Origin of the sequence: Albidovulum litorale, assembly GCF_025751495.1 — a bacterium.
Classification (GTDB): Bacteria; Pseudomonadota; Alphaproteobacteria; order Rhodobacterales; family Rhodobacteraceae; genus Albidovulum; species Albidovulum litorale.
This window is the reverse complement of record NZ_JAOWKZ010000003.1, coordinates 787,590-803,961: the sequence shown is the minus strand read 5'-3', so window position 1 is coordinate 803,961 and position 16,372 is coordinate 787,590. Positions and strand designations below refer to the sequence as shown.

The 16,372-nt window shown below is 63.0% G+C and carries 15 protein-coding genes; 5 read left to right on the top strand and 10 right to left on the bottom strand.

The annotated features are described in order from the left end of the window. Nucleotides 1-57 precede the first annotated feature (57 nt). Nucleotides 58-591, bottom strand: coding sequence for a hypothetical protein (locus OEZ71_RS14835; RefSeq protein ID WP_263740773.1), 534 nt, complete (start codon nucleotides 589-591; stop codon nucleotides 58-60). A gap of 187 nt (nucleotides 592-778) precedes the next feature. Between OEZ71_RS14835 and OEZ71_RS14830 the strand changes: the two genes are divergently transcribed. Beyond that, a complete protein-coding gene (locus tag OEZ71_RS14830) occupies nucleotides 779-1,381 on the top strand; it encodes a lytic transglycosylase domain-containing protein (protein ID WP_263740772.1) in 603 nt (200 codons plus the stop codon). A 92-nt stretch (nucleotides 1,382-1,473) separates the two neighbouring features. Here OEZ71_RS14830 and OEZ71_RS14825 read toward each other — a convergent pair whose 3' ends face one another. From OEZ71_RS14825 to OEZ71_RS14800, 6 genes are all read right to left on the bottom strand, one after another. Then, nucleotides 1,474-1,914, bottom strand: a complete 441-nt coding sequence (locus tag OEZ71_RS14825; RefSeq protein ID WP_263740771.1) for a hypothetical protein — start codon at nucleotides 1,912-1,914, stop codon at nucleotides 1,474-1,476. 190 nt (nucleotides 1,915-2,104) lie between these two features. Further along, complete coding sequence (locus tag OEZ71_RS14820; protein ID WP_263740770.1) at nucleotides 2,105-2,851, bottom strand: SDR family oxidoreductase; 747 nt, start codon at nucleotides 2,849-2,851, stop codon at nucleotides 2,105-2,107. Further along, nucleotides 2,844-5,414, bottom strand: a complete 2,571-nt coding sequence (pepN, locus tag OEZ71_RS14815; protein WP_263740769.1) for an aminopeptidase N — start codon at nucleotides 5,412-5,414, stop codon at nucleotides 2,844-2,846. The genes OEZ71_RS14820 and pepN overlap by 8 nt, the downstream gene beginning before the upstream one ends. Before the next feature lie 67 nt (nucleotides 5,415-5,481). Beyond that, nucleotides 5,482-5,910 (bottom strand): SRPBCC domain-containing protein, encoded by a 429-nt coding sequence (locus tag OEZ71_RS14810; protein WP_263740768.1) that lies wholly within the window; start codon nucleotides 5,908-5,910, stop codon nucleotides 5,482-5,484. A 20-nt stretch (nucleotides 5,911-5,930) separates the two neighbouring features. Further along, nucleotides 5,931-6,401, bottom strand: coding sequence for an SRPBCC family protein (locus OEZ71_RS14805; protein WP_263740767.1), 471 nt, complete (start codon nucleotides 6,399-6,401; stop codon nucleotides 5,931-5,933). Next, a complete protein-coding gene (locus OEZ71_RS14800) occupies nucleotides 6,379-6,738 on the bottom strand; it encodes an ArsR/SmtB family transcription factor (RefSeq protein WP_263740766.1) in 360 nt (119 codons plus the stop codon). The genes OEZ71_RS14805 and OEZ71_RS14800 overlap by 23 nt, the downstream gene beginning before the upstream one ends. Nucleotides 6,739-6,927: 189 nt before the next feature. Between OEZ71_RS14800 and OEZ71_RS14795 the strand changes: the two genes are divergently transcribed. The 3 genes from OEZ71_RS14795 (at nucleotide 6,928) to OEZ71_RS14785 (ending at nucleotide 10,408) form a co-directional block, all read left to right on the top strand. Beyond that, complete coding sequence (locus tag OEZ71_RS14795; RefSeq protein ID WP_263740765.1) at nucleotides 6,928-9,072, top strand: malate synthase G; 2,145 nt, start codon at nucleotides 6,928-6,930, stop codon at nucleotides 9,070-9,072. A gap of 32 nt (nucleotides 9,073-9,104) precedes the next feature. Beyond that, on the top strand, nucleotides 9,105-9,527 hold the full coding sequence (locus OEZ71_RS14790; protein ID WP_263740764.1) for a GlcG/HbpS family heme-binding protein: 423 nt from the start codon (nucleotides 9,105-9,107) through the stop codon (nucleotides 9,525-9,527). Between the two features lie 101 nt (nucleotides 9,528-9,628). Next, a complete protein-coding gene (locus OEZ71_RS14785) occupies nucleotides 9,629-10,408 on the top strand; it encodes a gamma-glutamyl-gamma-aminobutyrate hydrolase family protein (RefSeq protein ID WP_263740763.1) in 780 nt (259 codons plus the stop codon). Nucleotides 10,409-10,446: 38 nt separating this feature from the next. Here the strand turns inward: OEZ71_RS14785 and OEZ71_RS14780 are convergent, their stop codons facing one another. The 3 genes from OEZ71_RS14780 to kynU form a co-directional block, all read right to left on the bottom strand. Then, nucleotides 10,447-13,290, bottom strand: coding sequence for a Hint domain-containing protein (locus OEZ71_RS14780; RefSeq protein WP_263740762.1), 2,844 nt, complete (start codon nucleotides 13,288-13,290; stop codon nucleotides 10,447-10,449). 252 nt (nucleotides 13,291-13,542) lie between these two features. Then, nucleotides 13,543-14,379, bottom strand: a complete 837-nt coding sequence (kynA, locus tag OEZ71_RS14775; protein ID WP_263740761.1) for a tryptophan 2,3-dioxygenase — start codon at nucleotides 14,377-14,379, stop codon at nucleotides 13,543-13,545. Nucleotides 14,380-14,532: 153 nt separating this feature from the next. Beyond that, nucleotides 14,533-15,729, bottom strand: coding sequence for a kynureninase (gene kynU, locus OEZ71_RS14770; protein ID WP_263740760.1), 1,197 nt, complete (start codon nucleotides 15,727-15,729; stop codon nucleotides 14,533-14,535). 200 nt (nucleotides 15,730-15,929) lie between these two features. Between kynU and OEZ71_RS14765 the strand changes: the two genes are divergently transcribed. Beyond that, nucleotides 15,930-16,370, top strand: coding sequence for a methyltransferase family protein (locus tag OEZ71_RS14765; RefSeq protein ID WP_263740759.1), 441 nt, complete (start codon nucleotides 15,930-15,932; stop codon nucleotides 16,368-16,370). The last annotated feature ends 2 nt before the right edge of the window (nucleotides 16,371-16,372 follow it).

The following is a 16,372-nucleotide window of genomic DNA, read 5'->3' as shown; positions in this document are numbered from 1 at the left end:
GTTTTCCCCTTGATAGCGCGCGCCGGGCTTCACGGTCTTTCACGATCCGGCGAGGGATCAGTTCAGTTTGAATGCCCGCGCGATTTCGGTCAGCGCATCGCGCTGCCGGTCCGAGACCGAGCCATCGCGGCTGGCCTTGGCGACATCGTTCAGGACCGCCATCAGCGGCGTGAAACTTCCCGCGCGATCGAGTTTCGCCAACCGGCGCGACAGCCGGGTGATCGCCGGTTCACGTCCGTTCGCTTCATTGACCAGCCAGCGGCCGAGAATCAGCGTTTCTTCGGCGTCGCCGAGGTTTTGGCCGGTATGGGCCTGCAAGGATTTCAAAAGCGCGTTCTGCTGTTCGGCCGTGGGCAGGCCGCCAAGCTCAAGGAACGCGATTCCAAGCGCCCCGATGGCCAGCTTCGGCTCGTCCAGCGAGTCGACCGGGTGGGTGTTGAGCTTGCGCCGAAAGCCGAGGCGGCGGGCGGCGGACAGAACATCCTGCGCGACACCGGCAATTTCATGTGTCATTTCAGCGGCGTTGCGCATGCGCATGATCCAGATGAAGGCCAAGGTAATTGCGCCGAGAAGGCCGAGAATGATGGGCATGAATACCTCCGGTTCTGAAATCGGTTCGTCGCAAAAAGCGGTGTTGTTGCCGATAATCACCCGGCAAAGCGGCGGAATTCAGGCAAGGTTCCGCCTACGATGGTCAAGCCATATTGCGCGGTCTGGTCTTTTGGCCGACGTTCCCGCCCGCCGGCGCACAGGTCCGGTGCAATCGGCTGTAATCCCAATGCAGTTTCGCCCCGTCCGGCCGCTGGCCTTTGCCCTTCTTCTTCTGCCCCTTGGCTGCATGACGGCCGAGGCGCCGGAGGTGACGCAACAGGCCTTTCTGCCGGCGATGCGCTGGGATCACAGACCCGAGGCCGACGACTGGACCGCAGCGACGCTTGCGGCGTTGCGTTCGGAAGGCGCGGTGCTGGCCTCGACCGTACCGGTCGATGTGGACGAGTTCTGCCCGAATTATGCCGATGCGACCCTGCCCGAGCGGCGCGCCTTTTGGGCAGGTCTCTTTTCGGCTTTGGCCAAGCATGAAAGCACCTGGAACCCGAAGGCCAAGGGTGGCGGCGGTCGCTGGATCGGGCTGATGCAGATCGCGCCCCGGACGGCTGACGCCTATGATTGCGATCTGCCCGAGGGCAAGGGGCTGACCGACGGCAAGGCCAATCTTGCCTGTGCGGTGAAGATCGCGGCGGTGCAGGTTGGGCGCGACGGGGCCATTGTCAGCGACGGCGATGGCTGGCGCGGCATTGCCCGCGACTGGGCCCCGATGCGCAGCGAAAAGAAGCGCGACGATATCGCCGCATGGACGCGCGCGCAGTCTTATTGCGGATAAAGCGTTTCGAGATTTGGTGGGAACGATAAGCGTTTGAACTAGAAGAAAAAATTTCAGTTCTGAACTATAGCTTTACCGAAACCCTATCGGTCTCAGATCGCCATCGGACGCGGCGATAGGCCCATGATCGGAACGCCGTGCAGCCCAAACTCGCGCATCAGCTTGCCCGGGTCTGACCGTTCTACACCCGGTAGCGAAAGCGTCTGGCCATCCCGTGTTGTCACCACGCAGAGCGTCTTGCCGTTCGGATTGCGGCCGATGCTGACCGTGTCGAGCTCATCGTAAGGCAGGCTGTAACGGCGTAGCCCAGCATACCAAGTCAGCCGGTTCTCACCGAGGCGGAACCCGCGTGTCGGATTGAGGATGAGCCGCACAAGGACAAGGGCCAAATAGATCCCGGCAAGCGCGGGAACGATCGGGTCCATGTCATGCTTGAGCGCGTAATAGAGCGCGGCCATGCCCAGCCCGAGCGCCAGATAGGTCCGGCCACGGCGGGCCTGACCACGGGATTCAAATGTTTCAACAAGTACCATCGCATTAAATCCAGCCACCACACATTGAGAATACCGCTGCTGCGTCGTTGAGAACAGCACAAACGCTTGCTCAGCGGGCTTGTTAGCCCAATTCGTGAACAATGCCACATTTTCGCCCCGGACTTGCCGCGCCTTGGCCCGCAATTCCGCCCGCCGGACGCTTCAGCCCGCAGATTTCCCTTGATTCGCGTTAGCGGCCGCCGCTGACGTCAATCACCGTGCCGGTGATGTAGGACGCGTCATCCGAGGCGAGCCACAGGATGGTGCGCCCGATCTCATAGGGCTGGCCCGCCCGTCCGAGCGGGATCGCCGATGCCAGGCGGTGCGCGCGGTCGGGGTCGCCACCCTTGCCGTGAATCTCCGTGTCGATGATGCCGGGTCGGACGGAGACGACACGGACACCTTCGCCCGCGACCTCTCCGGCAAGTCCTTTGGTCAGCGTGTCGAGCCCCGCCTTGGCCGAGGCATAGTCGACATATTGCCCGGCCGAGCCAAGCCGGGCGGCGACCGACGAGACGTTGACGATCACTCCGCCCGCGCCGCCATGGCGCGTCGACATGCGCTTTGCCGCCAGCCCGGCCAGCAGGAAGGGCACGGTCAGGTTGACCGTGAACATCCGCATCAGCCGTTCCGGCGACATCTCTTCCACCCGGCGCGCGACATCGACGATGCCGGCGTTGTTGATCAGCGCGTCCAATCGGCCGAACGCGGCGTCGTAATCGGCCATCAGGCGCTGGGCGTTCGTCGGATCGGAGAGGTCGGCCTGCAGAATCACGGCGCGACCACCTGCCTCGGTCACAGCCTGGGCGGTCAGATCCGCCCCGGCGCGGTTGCTGTGGTAATGTATCGCCACGTCCCAGCCCGCGCGGGCGAACTGCCGCGCCGTTTCCTGGCCGATCCCGCTTGAGGCGCCGGTAATGAGGACGGTCTTACGCATCGGCCGCGAGGATCCGTGTCACCATCTCGAACGTATCCCGCGACAGGTCGGGCGCGGCGGAGATGCGTTCCAGTTCCGCCCGGATCAGCGCCTTGCGGTCGCCGTCGTACCGCGTCCAGGTCTCGAACGCGGTGGACATGCGGGCGGTTGTCTGCGGGTTCACAGTGTCGAGCTTCAGAAGCCAGTCGGCATAGAAGCGATAGGCCGCACCCGAGATGTGGTGGAACCCGGCGTGGTTGGCGGAGAGCGCCCCCATCAACGCGCGGAACCGGTTGGGGTTTTTCCATTCGAAATCCGGGTGTTGCGACAGGCGGTCGGCGATCTGGGCGGCCATGTCGGGTTCGGCATGGGCGACCTGCACCGCGAACCATTTGTCGATGACCAGCCGGTTGCCGCTCCAGCGGTCATAGAAGGCCGCGATTTCCCGCGCGCCACGGCCGCCGTCGATCAGACAGGCGAGCGCTCCGTGGCTTTCGGTCATGTTGTCCGCCATGGCGAAAAGCGAAGCGGCACGGGTGCCGTTGTCGTTCTTGTTCAAGAGGCCGAGACAGGCCAGCCGCAAGGCCCGCCGCCCGGCTGCAGCGGCATCGGGCGAGAAGGGGCCCTCGGTCGCCATCGCGTCGTAGGTCGCGGTCAGCGGTTTTTGCAATTGCCGGGCGATGGTCTTGGCCAGCGCGGTCCGTTCCGCCGCGATCCGCTCGGGGTCCGGCGTTCGACCCGCATCATGCAGGGTCTGCGCCAGATCGTCCTCGGACGGCAGCCGCAGGCAGAGCGCGCGGAAAGCCGGGTCGAGGGTCTCGTCGCCAAGGACATGGCCAAGCCCGTCGATCAGGCTGTCTGCGGGTGCCTCTTCATCCGTGATTATCCGGATCAGCACATCCTTGGCCAGCGCCCGGCCCGCTTCCCATTTGTTAAACGGGTCGGTGTCATGGGCCAGAAGGAAGGCGCGTTCCTTGGCACTGACCTTTCGGTCCAGAACGACGGGTGCCGAGAACCCGCGCAGGATCGACGGGGTGGGGCGGGTGGCCAGATTGTCGAAGCGGAAGCTTTGCGTCGCCTCTGTCATCTCCAGCACGGTGGTGGGCACGACCTCGTCTCCGTTGGGGTTGAGAAGGCCGACCGCGATGGGGATTACACGGGGCGGCTTCTGGTCCTGCCCCGGCGTGGGCGGCGTCTTCTGGATGAAGGTCAGCGTATAGGTGCCGTCTGACCATGCCTCGGAAACGGTCAGGCGCGGGGTGCCCGCATCGGTGTACCAGCGTTTGAACTGCGTCAGATCGCGGCCGGTGGCATCCTCGAAGACCTTCAGCCAGTCCTCGATCGTGGCGGCGTCGCCGTCATGGCGGTCGAAATAGAGGTCGAGCGCCTTGCGGTAGCCATCATCGCCCACCAGCCGTTTAAGCATGCCGATCACCTCGGCACCTTTTTCATAGACCGTCGCGGTGTAGAAATTGTTGATCTCGATATAGCTGTCGGGGCGAACGGGATGGGCCAAGGGGCCCATATCCTCGCGGAACTGGCGGGCGCGGAGCGTGAGTACGTCGTCAATGCGCTTGACCGGCTCTGACCGCATGTCCGACGTGAACTGCTGGTCGCGGAAGACCGTCAGCCCCTCTTTCAGGCACAGCTGGAACCAGTCTCGGCAGGTGATGCGGTTGCCGGTCCAGTTGTGGAAATACTCATGCGCGATGACGCCCTCGATCCGTTCGAAATCGAGATCGGTCGCGGTTTCAGGGCTGGCGAGAACGAGCTTGGAGTTGAAAATGTTCAACCCCTTGTTCTCCATCGCGCCCATATTGAAGTCATCGACGGCAACAATGTTGAAAATGTCCAAATCGTACTCGCGGCCGTAAACCTCCTCATCCCACTTCATCGAGCGGATCAGGCTGTCCATCGCGTAAGGACAACGGTCCTGATCGCCGTCGCGGACCCAGATGTTCAGGTCGATCTTGCGGCCCGACAAAGTGGTGAAGGTATCAGAGACCGCTTTCAGGTCACCGGCCACCAGCGCGAAGAGATAGGCGGGCTTCGACCAGGGATCGGTCCATTCCGCCCAGCCCTCGCCCTTGCCGGTGGGATTGCCATTCGACAGAAGGACCGGCATGTCGCTTTCGATGCGTACCTTGAAGGGCGCCATCACGTCGGGCCGGTCGGGATAGAAGGTGATGCGGCGGAAGCCTTCGGCCTCGCACTGGGTGCAGTACATGCCGCCCGACATGTACAGCCCTTCCAGCGCGGTATTGGCCTTCGGCGCGGTCTCCACCTCGGCTTCCCAGACGAATGCGCCCTCTGGCAGCTGATCCGCTGACAGGGTCAGGCCAGTCTGGTCTTGCACCGGCTTCACCGCCTTGCCGTCGACCTTGGCTGAGATCAGCGTCAGATGCTCGCCATCCAACCGGAGGTCATGGCGCCCGGGCCGCTCCGGGTTTGGTGCGAAGCCGATCCGCGCGATGACGCGGGTCGCATCGGGGTCTAGGCGGAAGGTCAGCGCGACATCGGAGATCGTAAACGGGTAGGGGGCATAGTCGGCAAGCAGTGTCGGCTGTGGGGCGGCGTCTTTCATCGGGCTCTCCGGATGGTTGCGGTGCGGACGTTAGGCGCATCGCCTCCGCACCGCAACAAAGCCTGTATCAACCCGCCCCGACAAAGGAGGCCAGTTTGCCGAGCGTCTGTTGACCCAGTTCGACCGCGCCGAAGCCCCGCGCGGTCTCGCATTCCTCTGACGTTACGAATGTCATCGACAGCGTCACCCGGGTCCGGCCGCCGAGATCGTCGAACCGGACCGAGGCGTCGGCGTGTTTCGGGCCGTTCTCACCCCAAAGCAGCGTGTAGTCGATCTGTTTCATCGGACGGTGGCGGATGCCTTTGTGGTGGTTGGGATAGACCGTGCCATCGGGCCCGATCATGTCGAAGACCCATTCGCCCCCGTCGCTGAGGTCGATGCGCGTGGTGCGGCAGGAGAACCCGTCGGGTCCCCACCACTCAGGCAGCGCCTGCGGGTCGGTCCATGCCGCCCAAATGACCGAGATGGGCGCGCCGATGACCCGCTCAATCAGCATTGTTCTGTCTTCACTCCCGTTCATTTCATCAGCCTTTGGGCATATTCCACGAGTTGGTCGGCAACGGTTCCCCAGCCGCCATAGAAGCCCATATCCTCATGCGCTTGGCGGGTCTCGGGTGAACGGTGCCGGGCAATCGCGGTATAAGTCGTGCCGCCATCCGACGCGTCCGACAAAAGCAGGATCGCGGTCATGAACGGGTCTGGCGCGGGTTTCCAACCTTCCGTGTAGGCGTCGGTGAAGACGAGCTTTTCGTCGGGGATGACTTCAAGGAAGACGCCATGGTTGTCCATCGGCTTGCCCTCGACCTCGAAGGTCGTGTTGAACCGACCGCCGACCTTCAGGTCGATGTCGCAGGACGTGACCTTGTGGGGACGGGGGACGAAGAAATGCGGGATATGTTCGGGCGAGGTCCAGCATTCCCAGATCAGCTTGCGGGGCACGGAAAGCGTGCGGGTGAAGTGCAGATCAGTCTGCGGATCGAGATCCATCGGCGCGGTCCTTCATAAGGCGGGTTACGTAATCGTCCAGTCGGTCAAGGCGGTCTTCCCAGATCGCCCGCTGTGCATCGAGCCATGAGCGCACCGGCGTGAAGGCGCCGGGCACCAGTCGGACGGTGCGGACGCGGCCTTCCTTGTCGCTTGTCACGAGGCCGGAATCTTCAAGGCGTCGGACATGGCCCAGAAGCGAGGGCAAGGCCATGTCGAAGGGGGCCGCCAGCTCGCTTACCGTCGCTGGACCGCGCGCCAGCCGTTCGAGGATCGCGCGGCGGGTCGGATCGCCGAGCGCTTGGAACAGAAGGTCGAGTTGCCCGGGGGCGAGGTTCATGGTGCTTCCAATAGTTAGCTTGTTGCCTAAGTATATCGCGATGACCCGAGTCGCAAGAAAAACTTAGTCAGACGGCTAAGTAATTTCGCAGGTCGTACGCCGCCTGCGCATCAGTTGCCGTGCGCTCGTCGCTGAGATAGACCATGTGAGAATGGCATACAGCGGCATACGGGAACAAAAAGGGCAAAGATGACGCGGGTTGATCGGCATGGATTGCAGGTGGCGGCGGAGCTTGCCGCCTTTGTTGAAAAGGACGCGCTGCCGGGGACCGGCATCAGCCCCGACCAGTTCTGGCAGGGTTTCGCAGCGCTGATCAGCGATCTGACCCCGAAGAACCGCGCGCTGCTCGCGCGGCGCGACGAGTTGCAGGCAAAAATCGACCAGTGGCATCGGGACCGGGCCGGCCAGCCGCATGATCATGAGGGTTACAAGGCATATCTGGCGGAAATCGGCTATCTGTTGCCGGAAGGGCCTGATTTTTTGATCGAAACTGCGAATACCGATCCCGAAATCGCCTCTGTTCCCGGTCCGCAGCTTGTCGTGCCGATCACCAATGCACGCTACGCGCTGAACGCCGCCAATGCCCGTTGGGGCAGTCTTTACGATTGTCTCTATGGTACCGATGCGATGGGCTCGCTGCCACCGAAGGGCGGTTACGAACGTGGCCGCGGGGCACGGGTCGTGGCGCGGGCGCGGGTGTTTCTGGACGAGGCCTTTCCGATTCAGGGCACCAGCCATGCCGATGTGCGGCGCTATTACGTCAAGGAGGGTGTCCTTCTGGTCGACGATATGCCTTTGGTCAGCCCTGACAAATTTGCAGGCTATCGCGGCAATCCGCGTGCGCCCGAGGCGGTGTTGTTGCGCAGCAACGGGCTGCATGTCGAATTGGTCTTCGACCGGGCACATTTCATCGGGGCTCGCGATCAGGCCTGTTTGGCTGATGTCAGGATGGAAAGCGCGATTTCCGCGATCATGGATTGTGAGGATTCCGTCGCCTGCGTCGATGCCGAGGACAAGGTCGGAGCCTATGCCAACTGGCTGGGCCTGATGAAGGGCGATCTGGAGGATACGTTCGAAAAGGGTGGGCGGACCCTGACCCGGCGGCTGGAGCCCGATCATGTCTGGACCGCGCCGGACGGGTCAGAGTTCAGCGTGAAGGGCCGGGCGCTGATGCTGGTCAGAAATGTCGGCCATCTGATGACAAATCCCGCCATTCTCGATGCCGAGGGGGCGGAGGTCTTCGAGGGGCTGATGGACGCGATGGTCACGGTGACGATCGCGCTGCATGACCTCAAGAAAACCGGAGGCGCGCGCAACTCGGTCACCGGCTCGGTCTATGTCGTGAAGCCGAAGATGCACGGTCCCGAGGAAGTGGCTTTCGCTGACGAGATCTTCACCCGCGTCGAGGCGGCCCTGGGCCTGCCGCAACACACCGTAAAGATCGGCATCATGGATGAGGAGCGGCGGACGTCGGTCAACCTCAAGGAATGCATTCGCGCGGCGCGGCACCGGGTGGCCTTCATCAATACGGGCTTCCTCGACCGGACCGGCGACGAGATTCATACCTCGATGGAGGCGGGACCGTTTTCCCGCAAGGATTTCATCAAGCGCAAGGCGTGGATTTCAGGCTACGAGAACCAGAACGTCGATATCGGGCTCGAATGCGGGCTGTCGGGCAAAGCGCAGATCGGCAAGGGCATGTGGGCCATGCCCGACATGATGGCGGCAATGCTCGAACAAAAGATCGAACATCCGAAGTCGGGGGCGAACTGTGCCTGGGTGCCTTCGCCGACTGCGGCGACGCTGCATGCGCTGCATTACCACAAGGTCGATGTATTCGCGGTGCAGGAGAAGCTCGCCAAGGGCGGGCGGCGAGCCTATGTCGACACTATCCTCGACATTCCCTTGGCCGCCTACCGCAAGTGGACGCCGGGCCAGGTCGGGCGCGAAGTGGAGAACAACTGCCAAGGCATTCTTGGTTACGTGGTGCGCTGGGTCGACCAGGGGGTCGGCTGTTCCAAGGTGCCGGACATCAACGATGTGGGCTTGATGGAGGACCGCGCCACCTGCCGTATCTCGGCCCAGCATGTGGCGAACTGGTTGCATCATGGCGTGGTCAGCCGCGAGGAAGTGATGGACGCGCTGAAGAAGATGGCGGTTGTCGTCGACCGGCAGAACGCGGGTGATCCGGCTTACCGCCCGATGGCGCCGGGTTTTCAGGGCATCGCCTTTCAGGCGGCCTGCGATCTGATTTTCCTCGGGCGGGAGCAGCCGTCAGGATATACTGAACCCGTGCTTCACCGGCGGCGGGCCGAAGTTAAGGCGGCCGGTTGAAACACCGTCCGCAGTAGGGAAAGGGCTGAACGATGTTGGGGATCGAGGCGGCGCGGGTGATGATCGCCGAGGCGCTGAAAGCGGGGCAGGCGGCGGGCATGAAACCCCTGTCGGTCGTGGTTCTGGATGCGGGCGGGCACGTTCTGGCCTTTGAACGGTCGGACGGAGCCTCGCCCGGGCGGTTTGACATCGCGCGGGCCAAGGCCCACGGCGCGGTGATGCTGGGCCTCGGCGGACGGGCGCAGATGGCGCGGGCAGAGGCGCAGCCTTATTTCATGGCCGCTCTCAGTGGGGTCTACGAGGGGAAAATCTTGCCGGTGCCGGGCGGCGTGCTGGTCCGCGACGCGGTCGGTGCGGTCGTGGGTGCTGTGGGAGTCACGGGCGATACGTCGGACAACGACGCGATCGCTGCCGAGGCCGGTATCCGCGCCGCCCAGTTCGTGCCTGAGGCCTGAGGCGGCATAGCACATGCGCACTCACTGTGCGCCGGGCGGGGCTTTTCCTGACCGGGGCGTCGTTCTATTCTGCATCACAGGGGTAAAGAGGACGGAGCGCCATGACACGGCCCATTGTCGGCATCATCGGCAATATGAACCTCATCAATGACGAGTATCCTGTTCATGCCGGAGGCGTGATCAATTCCGAGGCGGTGGCACAGGTCGCTGGCTGCATGCCGCTACTGATCCCGGCCGATCCTCGGCTGGTAAGCGTTGCGGAACTGCTGGAGGCCTGTGACGGGTTCCTGTTGACCGGCGGGCGGCCCAACGTGCATCCCGAGGAATATGGTGAGGCGCCGACCGAGGCCCACGGGGCCTTCGACCGATGCCGGGATGCGATCACGCTGCCGCTGATCCGCGCCTGCGTTGAGCGTGGCCAACCCTTTCTGGGCGTCTGCCGGGGGTTTCAGGAGGTTAACGTCGCCATGGGCGGCACGCTTTACCCCGAGATCCGTGACCTGCCGGGGCGGATGAACCACCGGATGCCCCCGGATGGTACGCTGGCGGAGAAATTCGCCCTGCGCCATGCGGTGCGTTTCACCGAGGGTGGCGTGTTCAACCGGTTGTTCGGCGCTTCTGAAGTTATGACGAACACGCTCCACGGTCAGGGCATCAAGACCGAGGGGAGCCGGATCGTCGTCGATGGCTGGGCGCCCGATGGGACGCCCGAGGCGCTCTATGTCGAGGGCGCCGTTGGGTTTACCCTGTCGGTGCAGTGGCATCCCGAGTGGAACGCCGCGGAGGACCCGGTGTCGCGGCCGCTCTTCGAAGCCTTCGGAGCGGCCGTGCGGGGCTGGACCGCAGGCGCTGGGACCGCGTCAGCCCGCCGGATTGCCTGACGCCGGACCGGCGGGAAGGTTGCCTTCCGTGATCAGCCTCATGCCCTGCGCAGGTTCAAGGCCGGTGCGGTCTTCGTCGATCCCGGGCGAAGCAGGACCGCTTCATGCGCCTTAAGGCTGCGCCGTGCGGCCGGACCGTAGGATGCGGGCCCTTTCGTCTCAAGCTCGGGGAAGAGCATGAACACTTCGCGGCGCGCGTCTTCGTCCAGAACGCTCAGCCCCTGATCGCCCGGATGAAAACTCTCGCTCGGAGCGCCGTCGGCAACGACGATTTCGTGCCGGTCAAAGAGGATGTGGAAATATTCCACCTCTCCACCCGGGGCAAACCGGATCACCGAGCCATCCACCAGATGCTTTGCGGCCACAAGCACCTCGGTCTCGCCATAGTAGAGTTCGGCTTTCCAGCCACCGATCAGCATGCGGTGCTGGGGGGAGACCTTGATGTCGCGTGAGTTTCCCAAGGTTCCTTCGGGGATCAAGACCGGTGCCAATGGGCCGATGGCAGCCACGCGTTTCGATCCGATCCAGCGAATGGTCTGTGCGCCGCTGTCGCGGGTCCAGACAGTATCGCCGACCTGCAGGTCCTCAACCGAAATCTCGCCGCGCGGCGTTGCAATCATCGCCCCTCGCGTGAAACAGGGGATGCCCATGGCATTCAGCTTTGCCGCGCTGTCAACCTGGCTCGGCGTCACGCCGACCAAGGTTACGCTTTCCCCGTTGGGGAAGGTCAGGATCGCGTCGCCCGTGCCGTCGCCATTGGTGTCGGAAACCGTAACGTCCCAGGCATTGACAGGGCTGCCGCCGGCATCGGTCAGGTCGGAGACGTCGAACTGATCATGGCCGGTATAGGTGCCGTCGCCGTTATCGGTCGGCGCGACGAAGTTGGAGATGACGTCGCTGCCGCTGCCGTCTTCAAGGTCGACGGTATCGGCGACGCTGTCATTCAGTCCCAGGTCGATCGTGTCGTCACCGGCACCGCCGGTGACGCTGTCGGCCCCGGCCCCGCCGCTGAGCTGATCGTCGCCGCTGCCGCCGATCAGGGTATCATTACCCGCCCCGCCATCGACGTTGACGCCTGATTTCGTGGCCGTTGCGTTAATGACATCATCACCCGAACCAAGCTGGAAACGCTCGATCTCGCTGAAGGCGGCGGCCGAGGAACCGTCTGTGAGAGTACCTGCCTCATTGCCGCTGAAGGTCAGCGTCGTGTCCTGCGTTAGCGTCGAGGAGTTGATCAGATCGCCCGCGGTTTCGCCCGTCTCGCCACCGACAATCGTGTCGTTGCCGAAAGTGCCGGTCAGGTTGATCGTGTCATCATCGGTTTGGCCATAGATGAGGTCGGACCCGGTGCCGCCATCAATCGTGTCGCCGGTATCGGCGGCATTCGTGACGGGCACCGTCGTGTAATGGACATCGGTGATCCAAAGCGCCTGACCCGCCGTGCCCCCGTTGGAATAGGAGATCTGGATCGAGTGGACCGGGCCCGGAATGGAAATCAGCGCCGAACCGTTCGCGATGCTTGCTGTGTCGTCGCTGTAGGCAGCCGTGATCGTATTTCCGGAAACGGAATCGTTCCCGGTCATCGTGATGTTGACGGTGATCGGGTTGCCGTTGATGTCGTAGGCGGTGACAGTGATGATGTCCTGCCAACCCCGCATGTCGATGTCGTTGATGCGGAACGACACGTTGGACACGGAACTGGTCAGGCCGCTGCCGCTTTCGGCATCGAATGTCAGCGTCGTTGTGACATTGGGGCCGCCAGTACCGGTCAGGTAGAGGCCGGAGGTCGTGCTGAACGGCTCACCCCCGCCGACATACTGGGTCGAGCCGGATGTCTGGATCGCGGTATTGCTGCCATCGTTCACGAAGCTGGCGGTCACGTGCATGCCGCCGGTATCCTGCGTGAACCCGCTGGCAAGGTTGGTGCCGCCTGCGCCCTGACCGATCCAGCTCAGATGCTCCTGCGTGGCCGTTGTGGTCTGCGCCCCGCCATAGATCGTATCGTTGCCGTCGCCGCCGAGGATGGCATCGGCGCCGTCGCCGCCATGGATCCTATCCGCGCCGCCGCCACCATCGATCGCGTCACTGCCGCTGCCGCCGAAAATGGAATCATTGCCCATCCCGCCCGAGACGGAATCGTTGCCCGCCCCGGCATTGATCGTGTCATTGCCTTCCCCGCCGAGAACGGTGTCGTTGCCGTCCCCCGCCGAGATCGTATCCGCACCCGCGCCGCCATCGATGTAGTTGGCCCCGGTTGAGCCGGTCAGAGTATCATTGAAGTTCGATCCGACGACGTCTTCTATCGAATTCAGGACATCGCCGGTCGCGTTGCCGCCCGTCGCGGTGTTTGTGGACAGGTTGACATTGACCGCGCTGCCCGAGCCGGAATAGCTGACCGTATCGGTGCCTGCGCCGCCGTAAAGCGTATCTGCGCCTGCGCCACCCTGCAGCGTGTCGTTGCCGTCGCCCGCAAAGATGACGTCATTACCGGTGCCACCACTGATCACGTCGTTTCCGGTGCCGTTCTGGCTGGTCGTTGACCCGCCATAGATCGTGTCGTTGCCGGTACCGCCCACCAGTGTATCGCCGCCCGATGTACCCATTGTCGGTGCGAATGTCGGCGACGAGATTACACTGGACGAAGTCAGCGTGGCGACAGGCCCGTAATCGGGTACGAAATAGACGTTGCCGTCGGTGGCGAGGAAATACTGCCCCGGCTCCAGTTCATTGGTATAGGCGGTTCCGCCGTAAGTGCCGCTCCATGTCCATTGACCGGAGCCAAGCGAAGTCTGCGTAGTAAAAGTGACGGTAGCGCCACTGATCGTATCGCCGCTGTTGAGAGCGTTGTTCCCGCCAAGGGAAACGAGATAGCCGGAAGGCATATCGCAGACCTTTCACCATTTAACATGCCGGAACCACGGGCTCCGGACCGAGTCGTCACACCATTACGCGGACTGGTTAAAAATCGCCGAAGGCGGAAGTTTGACGGGCCTGCGGCAGCGTCGCGACGATGTTTCTAAAAGATTCCTATAAGAATTGTCCTTCCGCCGGCTTTCGCGGCGGAGAAGCAATGCCCGGCCTCAGATGGCATCTGTCCTGCCGCGGAGAGCATGCGAGGCCGGGTCAGCCGTGGGTTACAGCGCGGTGCGGAGCCGCCAGAGTTCGGGGAAGAGCTCCACTTCCAGCATGCGCCGCAGATAGGGCACGCCGCCGGTGCCGCCTGTACCGCGCTTCAGGCCGATCACACGCTCGACGGTTGTGACATGGTTGAACCGCCAGCGGCGGAAATAGTCTTCAAAATCAACCAGCTTTTCGGCGAGATCGTAGAGCGTCCAGTAGGTTTCGGGATCGGCATAGACCTGGCGCCATGCGGCTTCGACACCGTCATGCGGGGTCCAGGGCGCACCGACGTCGCGGTTCAGGACCTCGTCCGGCACGGACAGGCCCGCGCGATGGGCCGCCCGCAATGCCTCGTCGTAAAGGGACGGGCGGGCCAGTTCGGCAACGAGCAGGGCGGTGATATCGGACCGGTGTGCATGGGGTTTCAGCATAGCCGCATTGCGGTTTCCAGCGGCAAACTCGATCAGCCGATATTGCCAGGACTGGAAACCCGACGAGGCGCCAAGGGCGGCACGGAACCGGGTGTAGTCCGACGGTGTCATTGTGCGCAGCACATCCCATGCGGAATTGAGCTGTTCCATGATCCGGGCAACCCGGGCGAGCATCTTGAACGCAGGTTGCAGCGCGTCGGCCGCGATCGATCGGCGGGCAGCGTCCAGTTCGTGCAGCATCAGCCGCATCCAAAGCTCGGAGGTCTGGTGCTGGATGATGAATAGCATCTCGTCATGGGCGTCCGATTTCGGATGCTGTGCGGACAGGATCGTATCGAGCGACAGGTAGTCGCCATAGGACATGGCATCGTCGAAGGACATCTTCGCGCCTTCGGTGCCGGGATCGTAGGATTGGGTCATGTCGGTCTCCGGGAAAATCTTTGGGAAACGGCCCCGTCGGGCATCGGTCCTACAGAAATTCCGACGTCGTGACGGAATGAAGGCCGAAAGTGCGCCAGAACCCGGCCCAGGCGCCGGGCAGGGCGAGTGGAGGTATGGGGCGCTGGGACTGGTTCACGTGACCTTGGCCCGCGTCTTGAATTCTGCCCGGTCCCACAGATTGTCCCGCATAATTTCGCCCAGGATGGCGGCGGCGTGGCTCACGTCCTCCATCGTAGTGTAAAGCGGCGTGAAGCCGAAGCGCAGGATGTCGGGCGCGCGGAAATCGCCGATCACGCCGCGCGCGATCAGGGCCTGCATGATTGCATAGCCCTCAGGATGGCGGAAACTGATCTGGCTGCCGCGGGCTTCAGGGTCGCGCGGTGAGGCGAGCGTAAGTGTGGGGCAGGCCGCCTCGACGGCTTCGACAAAGGCTTCGGTCAGTTCGATCGACCGGGCGCGGATATCGGCCATGTCGACCCGGTCCCAGATATCCATCGAGGCTTCGAGTGCCGCCATCTGGAGGATCGGGGGCGTGCCGACCCGCATGCGTTCGATCCCTTCGCCAGGGCGATAGCCGAGGTCAAAGGCGAAAGGGGCTTCATGCCCCATCCAGCCTGACAAAGCTGGGTTCACCCGGTCAGCAAGGCGGGGGGCGACGTAGATGAAAGCCGGGCCGCCCGGCCCGGAATTGAGGTACTTGTAGGTGCAGCCGACCGCAAAGTCCGCGCCCGCACCCGAGAGATCGACCTCGATAGCCCCGGCGGAATGGGCCAGATCCCAGACGACGAGGGCGCCCGCCGCATGGGCCATTTCGATCAGGTGTTTCATTTCGTGCTTGCGCCCGGTGCGGTAGTCCACCTCGGTCAGCATAAGGACAGCGATGTCTTGGTTAATCGCGGCTTCCACCTCCTCAGGCGCGACCGTGCGGAGTTCGTGGCCCCCGCCAAGGGATCGGATCAGCCCCTCGGCCATGTAAAGGTCGGTGGGGAAATTGCCGGTATCCGAGAGGACAACCTTGCGATCAGGCCGGAGTTCCAGTGCGGCGGCGAGCGCCTGATAGACTTTGATCGACAGCGTATCGCCAAGAACAACCGTCCCGCGCTCTGCCCCGATCAACCGGCCGATACGGTCGCCGAGTGCGCGCGGCTTGTCCATCCAGCCCGCCCGGTTCCAGGCGGTGATCAGCATTTCGCCCCATTCATTCGTGATGCAGGCCCGGACTTTTTCGGCCACGGCAGCAGGTGTCGGGCCGAGCGAGTTGCCGTCGAGATAGATCACGCCTTCCTGCATGCGAAACATCGCCCGGGTGGCGGTGAAGTCGGTTCCCATCGTAATCTCCGTCCTGACCGGCGGCCGCGAATTATTTTATGTTTAAAATATTTAAGGTGAGTTCACCAGTGATTTGTTGATCGTCCGACACGGATTGTGGAAACCGGGCCGGTGAAACGTCATTCTGATGCCTGTGGTCTTGCCTGTATCGCAACGCGATCATAGGGTCCCCGTGTTTTCGGGGATATGGACGCCACTCAATGGCCAAGGACGTTGACTTCCCGCCGGTCTGGCTGGCCGGCTTTGCCGCAATCGGTGGGCTGTTCGGACGCGCGTTTCCGGTTCATCTTGCGCTCAACGATGTTGTGGGCTCGATCTTGATCCTGTTGGGGCTCGTTCTGATGGTCATCGCTGCCCTTCAGATGATGGTCGCACGGACCACGGTCATTCCACGTAGAAATCCCGATGCGATGGTCACTGGCGGTGTGTTCCGCCTGAGCCGCAATCCGATCTATCTGGCGGATGTGATTCTGCTGATCGGGCTTTACGTCGCCTGGGACGCGCTGATCGCGCTGCCGATGATCGCAGTCTTCATTTATGTGATCCAGAGCCGGTTCATACTGGATGAGGAAGCCCGCCTGAGCGAGCTTTTTGGCGAAGAATACGACGCCTACAGGGCCAAGACGCGACGTTGGTTGTGAGC